This window comes from Streptantibioticus rubrisoli, from assembly GCF_024436055.1.
Classification (GTDB): domain Bacteria; phylum Actinomycetota; class Actinomycetes; order Streptomycetales; family Streptomycetaceae; genus Streptantibioticus_A; species Streptantibioticus_A rubrisoli.
Window position 1 is genome coordinate 24,670 of sequence record NZ_JANFNH010000064.1, and the last position, 7,846, is coordinate 32,515.

Consider the following 7,846-nt stretch of genomic DNA (forward strand, 5'->3'; position numbering starts at 1 on the left):
CCAACGAGGGCGGGCGGCCCCCAACGGGGGCTACCGCTCCCCAGCCGGAGGGCTTGGGGGCTTGCCCCCGAGAACTACTGCTCCGTGACCGACACCTGCGGCAGCAGCGCCTCGTACCGCCCCCGGTCGAACTCGCCCGCCGCGGCCGCGGTGACCGTGGCCGCGGACAGCGCTACCGCGCGCGCCAGCCGGTCCGGCCAGGTCAGCCCCTCCACCGTCGCGGACAGCAGCCCCGCGACGGCCGAGTCGCCCGCCCCGGTCGGGTTGCCGGACAGCCGCCTGGGCGGGGCGGCCCGCCAGATGCCGCGCTCGGTGACCGCCAGCATCCCCTCCGCGCCCCCGGAGGCGACCACCGCTCGGGCCCCGCGCCGCCGGGCCTCCCGCGCCGCGCGCAACGGCTCGGTGAGGCCGGTGAGTTGGGTCAGCTCCTGCGAGTTGGGCTTGACCATGTCCGGCCGGGCCGCGATGCCCCGGCGCAGCGCCTCACCGCTGGTGTCCAGCAGTACCGGCACCCCCACCGACCGTGCGGCGCGCACCAGTTCGGCGTACGAGCCCACCGGCAGGCCCGGCGGCAGGCTGCCGCAGAGCGCCACCGCCCGTGCGTCCGCCAGCAGTTCGTGGTAGCGCTCCAGGAAGGCCGTCCACTCTTCGGAACTGATCGCCGGTCCTGGCTCGTTGAACATCGTGGTGTCGCCGCTCGTGCCGTCCACCACCGCGACGGTGCGGCGGGTGTCGCCCGCCACCGTGACCAGCGCGTCGGCCACCCCTGGTGCGGCCTGCCGCAACAGGGCGCGCAGCGCTTCGCCCGTCCGGCCGCCGACCAGGCCGGTGACGGTGGTGTCGTGGCCGAGGGCGGCCAGCACCCGCGCGACGTTCAGGCCCTTGCCGCCGGGCCGCTCGACGACCTCGCGCACCCGGTGGGTGGTGTGCGGTTCCAGCCGTGGCACGCGGTATGTCACGTCGAGGGCGGCGTTGAGCGTGACCGTCAGGATCATCGCGCCAGCACCCCTGTCTGAAAAGGACTCGCTCGGTCTCGGAAGCCGTTTCGCGAGCGATCATGCCAAAAGAACGGCGGTCGGCCCAGAGTCGGGCCGACCGCCGTCGGGCTACTCGCCACGAAGCCGCACGAAAGCGTCAGCCGTTGGCGGGCCGCACCACCCACTCGCCCTTGCGCATCACACCCACGAGCGCGAACTCGTCGTCCAGGACCACGAGGTCGGCGTCCTTGCCGACCTCCAGCGAGCCGATGGAGTCGTAGAGCCCGAGCAGCTTGGCAGGGGTGGCGGAAATGGCCTGAACGACCTGCTCGACCGGCAGTTGGTCGACGGTCACCGCCCGGCGGAACGCGGTGTCCAGGGTGAGCGTGGAGCCCGCGATGGAGCCGCCCTCCACCAGCCGGGCCACCCCGTCCTTGACCTCGACCCGCATCGGGCCGAGCGGATAGAGGCCGTCGCTCATACCGGCCGCGCCCATGGCGTCGGTGATGAACGCCACCCGGCGGGCGCCCGCGCTGCGGAACGCCAACTCCAGTACGGACGGGTGCAGATGGACACCGTCGTTGATCAGCTCCACCGTCACCCGCTCGTCCTGCAGCAACGCGGCGACCGGTCCTGGGGCGCGGTGCGCCAGCCCGGGCATGGCGTTGAACAGGTGGGTGGCGACGGTCGCTCCCGCGTCGATCGCCTTCAGCGTCGCGTCGTAGTCGCCGTCGGTGTGGCCGACGGCGGCGATTACCCCGTGCTCGACCAGCAGCCGTACCGAGTCCAGGCCACCGGGCAGTTCGGGCGCGAGCGTCATCATCCGGGCGGTGCCCCGCGCCGCGTCGACCAGTTTGCGCACGTCGGCCGGATCGGGGTCGCGCAGCAGCGTCGGCTGGTGCGCGCCGCAGCGGTGCCGGGAGATGAACGGGCCCTCGAAGTGGATTCCGGCCAACTCGCCCTGCTCGACCAGCTCGGACAGCGCGGCGGCCTGGCGGGCTAGGTCGTCCAGGTCGCCGGTGACGGTGGAGGCGAGCAGGGTGGTGGTGCCGTGGGCGCGGTGCGTGCCGATGGCGGTCAGCGCCTCCTCGGCGGTGCCCGCGGAGAACGAGGCTCCGCCGCCGCCGTGTACGTGGATGTCGACGAAGCCGGGCACGATCCAGTGCCCCGCGAGGTCGGTACCACCCCGCTCGTCGTGGCGGTTGGCGACGATCCGGCCGCCCTCGACCGTCAGGCTGGCATGGACGACGCCCGACGGCAGTACCACCCGTGCCCCGGTGAGGACTTCGCGGCGATCGGTGTGCTGTGTGGCCATCAGGCGGTTACCTCCACGGAGAGTCGGTCCCAGGCGAGCAGACCCGCGCCCAGGCACCCGGCAGCGTCCCCGAGGGCCGCCGGAACGATGAGGGGGAGCCGTTGGAACGTCAGGCGCTCCGCGACGGCCTCGCGCAGCGGCGCCAGCAGCGTCTCGCCCGCCTCGGCGAGCCCGCCGCCGATGATCAGCGTGCGCGGGTCGAGCAGGGTGAGCCCGGTCACCAGACCGTCGGCCAGGGCGCTGATCGCACCCCGCCAGACGGCCAGCGCGCGCGGGTCGTCCTTCTGGACCGCCCGCGCGCAGTCGGCGGCGGTGGCCGCCGGGTCGCCGCTTGCCTCGGCCCAGTCGCGGGCCACCGCGGCGGCCGACGCCTCGGTCTCCAGGCAGCCGGTCTGCCCGCAGGGGCAGCGGCGCCCGCCGGGCCGCACCACGATGTGGCCGATCTCGCCCGCCGAGCCGTGCGCGCCCGGCTCGATCCGGCCGTCGATGCCGATGGCTGCGGCGATCCCGGTGCCCAGCGCGAGGAACAGGAACCGGTCCTGGTCGCGCCCGGCGCCCAGCCGTCCCTCGGCGAGTCCGCCGCAGCGCAGGTCATGGCCGAGGGCGGTGGGGATGCCGCCCAGCCGGTCGGCGAGCAGCGAGCGCAGCGGTACCTCCCGCCAGCCGATGTTGGACGAGTAGACGGCGACGCCGCGCGCGTCGTCCACCACTCCGGGCACCGCGACCCCGGCCGCGGCGGCGGGTCCGCCGAGGGTGCGCTCGCCGTGGGCGCGCAGTTCCGCGGCGAAGTCGAGTATGGCGGTGACCACGGCTTGCGGGCCGCGCTCGCGGTGCGTGGGGCGGCGCGCCTCGTACAGGAGGGTGCCGTCCGCCGCGACCAGCGCGGCCTTCATTCCGGTGCCGCCGACGTCCAGGGCGATGACGTGTTCCACGGGAACCAGTCTGACCGGTCGCGCCGCACTGGTCTAGTCCACCCGGCCGGTGCGCCGTCCGGCCACCCGTTCGCCCCGGCGGGAGGGTGGGCGCGAGCCGCCCGAAGGGCGTCCTTGAGGGGTGGTGGCCGGGCGACGGGTGGGAGGGCGGGCAACGGTCGCCCCGGGCGCGGGACGTCATATTGGCGCTTTCGGTGGGGACACGCACAAAAGGCGGTAGGTACACAGTGGAGCGGCGGCGGTTCCTTGGGCTCGCGGCGGGGGGTGGCCTCGCGGGAGCGATGTCGCTGACGGGATGCGGTGGCGGTGCGACGGGCGGCGGCACCAGGCTCACCATGGTCGCGGCGGACTACGGTGACAACGCCACCAACACCTCGCAGACGTACTGGAACGACGTCGCGGGCCAGTTCAAGCAGCAGAACCCCGACATCACGGTCGACATCAAGGTCTACGGCTGGGACGTGGTGGACAAGAAGGTCGCCGACATGGTGGCCGCCGGGAACGCCCCCGACATCGCACAGTGCGGCGCGTACGCCGACTACGCGGCCAGGGGCCTGCTCTACAGCGTGGACGAACTGCTCTCCATACCCGCGCAGGCCGACTTCATCAGCTCGATGTCGGACGCGGGCAGCGTCAACCGGACCCAGTACGGTATGCCCTTCGTCTCCAGCGCGCGCATGCTCTTCTACAACAAGACGCTGTTCAAGAAGGCCGGGATCGTCGACGCCAGCGGCGCCGCGCAACCGCCGCAGACCTGGGACGACATCAAGGCGGCCGCGCAGAAGTTGAAGGCGGCGGGCGTCAAGGTGCCGTTCGGCCTGCCGTTCGGCCCGGAGGAACCGGCCGCGGAGACCCTGATCTGGATGCTCGGCAACGGCGGCAACTACACCGACGACGTGGGCAGTTACACCATCAACTCGGCGCAGAACGTCGAGGCCTTCCAGTGGATCAAGTCCAACCTCTCCGACACCGGGCTGTCCGGCCGCAACCCGGCCACCACCAACCGCCAGGACGTGTTCAACGCGTTCGCCGCCGGTGACTGCGGCTTCCTCAACGGCCACCCCACGCTGATGCAGATGGCCGAAAGGAGCAGGGTCGACTACGGCATCGCCAAGATCCCCGGCAAGGGCGGACCGCTGTCCTCCACGGTCGGTGTCGCCGACTGGATGATGGCGTTCCGGAAGAACGGCAACAAGCAGCAGATCGGCAAGTTCCTGGAGTTCGCCTACAGCCAGCAGAACACGCTGAGGTTCCTGCGCGCCTACGACCTCCAGCCGGTGACGGTGTCGGCGTCCAACGCGATGCTCGCCGACTCCTCCCTCAAGCCGGTCTGGCCGTTCCTGAAGGAGCTGCCGAACGCCCGCTTCTACCCGGACAACAAGGTCTCCTGGGGCCCGGTCAACGCCAAGCTCAAGCAGGTCATCGGCAAGGCGGCCACCCAGGACCCGGTGGGCGTGCTCGGCGACCTGCAGCGCACCGCGGAGGCGGCGGACAACAGCGCCGCCGCGAAGTAGCGTTGGCGGCGTGGGAGCAGCCGAGGAGGTGGCGCCGGTGAGCGGGCTGTCCGAGCGCGAGCGCGGCATCCTCGACGTGGCGGGCCGCTCCTGGCCCACCGTGGGCGCCAAGGAGCGGGTCATCCGGGAGCGGTTGGGCATCTCGCCGCACCTGTACTACCAACTCCTCAACGCGCTGCTGGACGACCCACGCGCCCTCGCCCACGCCCCGACCACCGTCAACCGGCTGCGCCGACTGCGCGAGGAGCGCCGCGCCAACCGCTGAGCCCTGGGCGCTGGGCGCTCCGCTGGGGGTGCGGCGAGGTGCCGTCGGTCGTCTGCGGCGCCGTCGCGGCTGGTCGCGCCCACGCGGCGGAGCCGCACATGAACACAGCCCCGCGCCCCTTCGGGGGCTACGAGTCGCGGCGGACTTCGCCCGACCTGCTGAGCGCCGGGTGCGAATCCGACCTCGGCCGCACCCGGTGCCGGTAGGGTCGGGGCATGGGCAGCCAACCTGTTCCCACCCCCGTCACGCCAGCGGGCAAGGCCGGTCTCGCCGCGCTGCTGGCCGAGCCCAAGCGGGCCGTGGTGGCGCTGGACTTCGACGGCACGCTGGCGCCGATCGTCGCCGACCCGGAGCAGGCCCGGGCACATCCGGGCGCGGTGCCGGTGCTCTCCCGGCTCGCGCCACGGGTCGCCTCGGTCGTGGTGATCACCGGCCGCCCGGCCGGGGTGGCGGTGCGCTACGGGGGCTTCGCGGGCGTACCCGGCCTGGAACACCTGGTCGTGCTGGGCCATTACGGCGCCGAGCGCTGGGACGCCGTCTCCGGCGAGGTGCGCGGCCCCGGCGACGACCCGGGCGTACTGGCGGTACGGGCCGAGCTGCCCGGGTTCCTGGAGCGGCTCGGCGCCTGGCGGGACACCTGGGTGGAGACCGCGCACATCGAGCACAAGGGCGGCCGCGCGGTGGCCGTGCACACCCGCAGGACCGACGACCCCAACGCCGCCCTTGAGGCGCTGCGCGGCCCGCTCACCCAACTCGCCCACCAGCACGGCCTGATCGTCGAGCCGGGCCGCATGGTGCTGGAGCTGCGGCCGCCGGGCATGGACAAGGGCGTCGCCCTCGCCTCGTACGTACGCAGCACCGGCGCCAGCGCGGTGCTCTACGCCGGGGACGACCTCGGGGACCTGGCCGCCTTCGACGCGGTGGAGGAGCTGCGGGCGGAAGGTGTGCCCGGGGTGCTGGTGTGCAGCGGCAGCGACGAGGTCGCCGAACTCGCCGCCCGCGCCGACCTGGTGGTCGGCGGACCGGAGGGCGTGGTGGGGCTGCTGGGGGCGGTGGCGGAGGCGATGGACTGAGCTCGCCGCCACATGCGTTGAGTTGGTGGGGGACTGAGGAGGTCGGGCTTGGAGGACTGAGCAGGTCGGGCTTGGGGGACTGAGCAGGTCGGGTGAAGTCCGCTGCGGTTCGGTAGCGCCCCGAAGGGGCGCGGGGCTGTGTTCATGTGCGGCTCCGCCGCGTGGGCGCGACCAGCCACAACGGCGCTGCGGGCGAGCGACGGCACACCGCCGCACCCCCAGCGCGGAGCGCTCAGCCGCCCAGCGCGGCGAGCTGGTCCGTGAACCAGCGCTGCGGCGGCAACGCGGTGGCCGCGGCGGCCAGCCGCTTGGCGCGCATGGCCCGCTCGCCCTCCGGCATCGACAGCCCCTCGTGCAGCGCCCGGGCGGTCGCCTCCACGTCGTACGGGTTCACCACCAGCGCGTCCTCGCCCAACTCCGCGAAGGCGCCCGCCTCTCGTGACAGCACCAGCGCGCAGCCGCCCTCGGAGACCACCGGGACCTCCTTGGCGACCAGGTTCATCCCGTCCCTGATCGGGTTGACCAGTGCCACGTCGGCCAGCCGGTACGCGGCGAGCGAGCGCGCGAAGTCGTCCTTGACGTGCAGGATCAGCGGTTGCCAGTCGGCCGTTCCGTAACGGGAGTTGACCTCCTCCGCGACCCGCTGGACCGTGGCCGTGTAGTCGCGGTAGACGGCCAGGTCATGGCGCGAGGGGTAGGCGAAGGCGACGTGTACCACGCGGCCGTGCCACTCGGGGTGTGTGGCGAGCAGCCGCTCGTAGGCCAGCAGGCCGCGCACGATGTTCTTGGACAGCTCGGTCCTGTCCACCCGCACGATCACCTTGCGGTCCGGGCCGATCTGCTTGCGCAGCGCGGCCAACCGCTCGTCCACGTCCGGGCGGTGCGCGCGCTCCCGCAGGAACTCGGCGTCGGCGCCCAGACCGTGCACCCCGAGCCGGGTGGTACGGCCCGAGTGATGGACCGCCAACTCCGGGCCGTCCGTGGTGACTTCGGCGCCCAGCAGGTCGGCGCAGCACGCGGCGAAGGCGGTCGCCCAGCGGCGGGTGAGGAACGCGGCCCGGTCCGCGCCGAGGATGCCGCGCAGCACCTCGGTGGCGATGTCGTCGGGCAGCAGCCGGAAGTAGTCCGGCGGGGCCCACGGGGTGTGTGAGAAGTGGCCGATGCGCAGATCGGGGCGGCGCTCGCGGAGCAGTTGGGGTGTCAGTGTCAGGTGGTAGTCCTGTACCAGGACGGCGGAGCCCTCGGCGGCCTCTTCGGCGAGGGCGTCGGCGAAGGCCGCGTTGTAGCTCTCGTACTGCGACCACTCGGCGCGGAAGTCCTGGTTGAAGACGGGTTCCAGCGGGGTCTGGTAGAGGAGGTGGTGGACGAACCACAGCACCGAGTTGGCGATGCCGTTGTAAGCCCCGGCGAAGACCGCCGGGTCGATGTCCAGCATCCGCACCCGCTGACCGCCGGTGTCGGCCGGGTCCAGCCGTCCGTTCATGGCCGCGGCCGCCGCGCGGTCGTCGTCGGAGAGTGCCGCGCACACCCAGACCGAGTCGGTGTCGGTGCCGATCGCGCTCAGTCCGGAGACGAGGCCGCCGCCGCCTCGGCGGGCGGTGAGCGAGCCGTCCGGTGCGGGTTTGTACGAGACCGGTCCGCGGTTGGACGCGACCAGAACCTGGGCTGCGCGGGTAGCGACCATGCGGCCAGCGTACCGGCGCTGACGGGGCGCCGTGGCTGGCGTACGGGGGTAATCGGCCTGCCGCGGTCTTGAGCGGGGGCCGGGGT

7 protein-coding genes are annotated in these 7,846 nt (G+C 73.1%); 3 read left to right on the forward strand and 4 right to left on the reverse strand.

All coding sequences use genetic code 11. The features are described from left to right. Positions 1-74: 74 nt before the first annotated feature. From NON19_RS31245 to NON19_RS31255, 3 genes are all read right to left on the reverse strand, one after another. Positions 75-995: a 1-phosphofructokinase family hexose kinase gene (locus tag NON19_RS31245; protein WP_255932574.1), complete on the reverse strand. Its 921-nt coding sequence runs from the start codon at positions 993-995 to the stop codon at positions 75-77. A 139-nt stretch (positions 996-1,134) separates the two neighbouring features. Continuing rightward, positions 1,135-2,292, reverse strand: a complete 1,158-nt coding sequence (gene nagA, locus NON19_RS31250) for an N-acetylglucosamine-6-phosphate deacetylase (RefSeq protein WP_255932575.1) — start codon at positions 2,290-2,292, stop codon at positions 1,135-1,137. After that, on the reverse strand, positions 2,292-3,224 hold the full coding sequence (locus NON19_RS31255) for an ROK family protein (protein WP_255932576.1): 933 nt from the start codon (positions 3,222-3,224) through the stop codon (positions 2,292-2,294). The genes nagA and NON19_RS31255 overlap by 1 nt, the downstream gene beginning before the upstream one ends. 281 nt (positions 3,225-3,505) lie before the next feature. On the opposite strand from NON19_RS31255, the gene NON19_RS31260 reads away from it, so the two are divergent. The 3 genes from NON19_RS31260 to otsB all read left to right on the forward strand — a co-directional run bounded on the left by NON19_RS31260 (position 3,506) and on the right by otsB (position 6,076). Beyond that, entirely contained in the window at positions 3,506-4,738 is a 1,233-nt protein-coding gene (locus NON19_RS31260; RefSeq protein WP_255932577.1) for an extracellular solute-binding protein, read from the forward strand. 10 nt (positions 4,739-4,748) lie between these two features. Beyond that, on the forward strand, positions 4,749-5,003 hold the full coding sequence (locus NON19_RS31265; RefSeq protein WP_255932578.1) for a DUF3263 domain-containing protein: 255 nt from the start codon (positions 4,749-4,751) through the stop codon (positions 5,001-5,003). Positions 5,004-5,218: 215 nt separating this feature from the next. Then, positions 5,219-6,076 (forward strand): trehalose-phosphatase, encoded by an 858-nt coding sequence (gene otsB, locus NON19_RS31270; RefSeq protein ID WP_255932580.1) that lies wholly within the window; start codon positions 5,219-5,221, stop codon positions 6,074-6,076. A gap of 232 nt (positions 6,077-6,308) precedes the next feature. Here the strand turns inward: otsB and NON19_RS31275 are convergent, their stop codons facing one another. Then, positions 6,309-7,760, reverse strand: coding sequence for an alpha,alpha-trehalose-phosphate synthase (UDP-forming) (locus NON19_RS31275; protein ID WP_255932581.1), 1,452 nt, complete (start codon positions 7,758-7,760; stop codon positions 6,309-6,311). Positions 7,761-7,846: the final 86 nt, after the last annotated feature.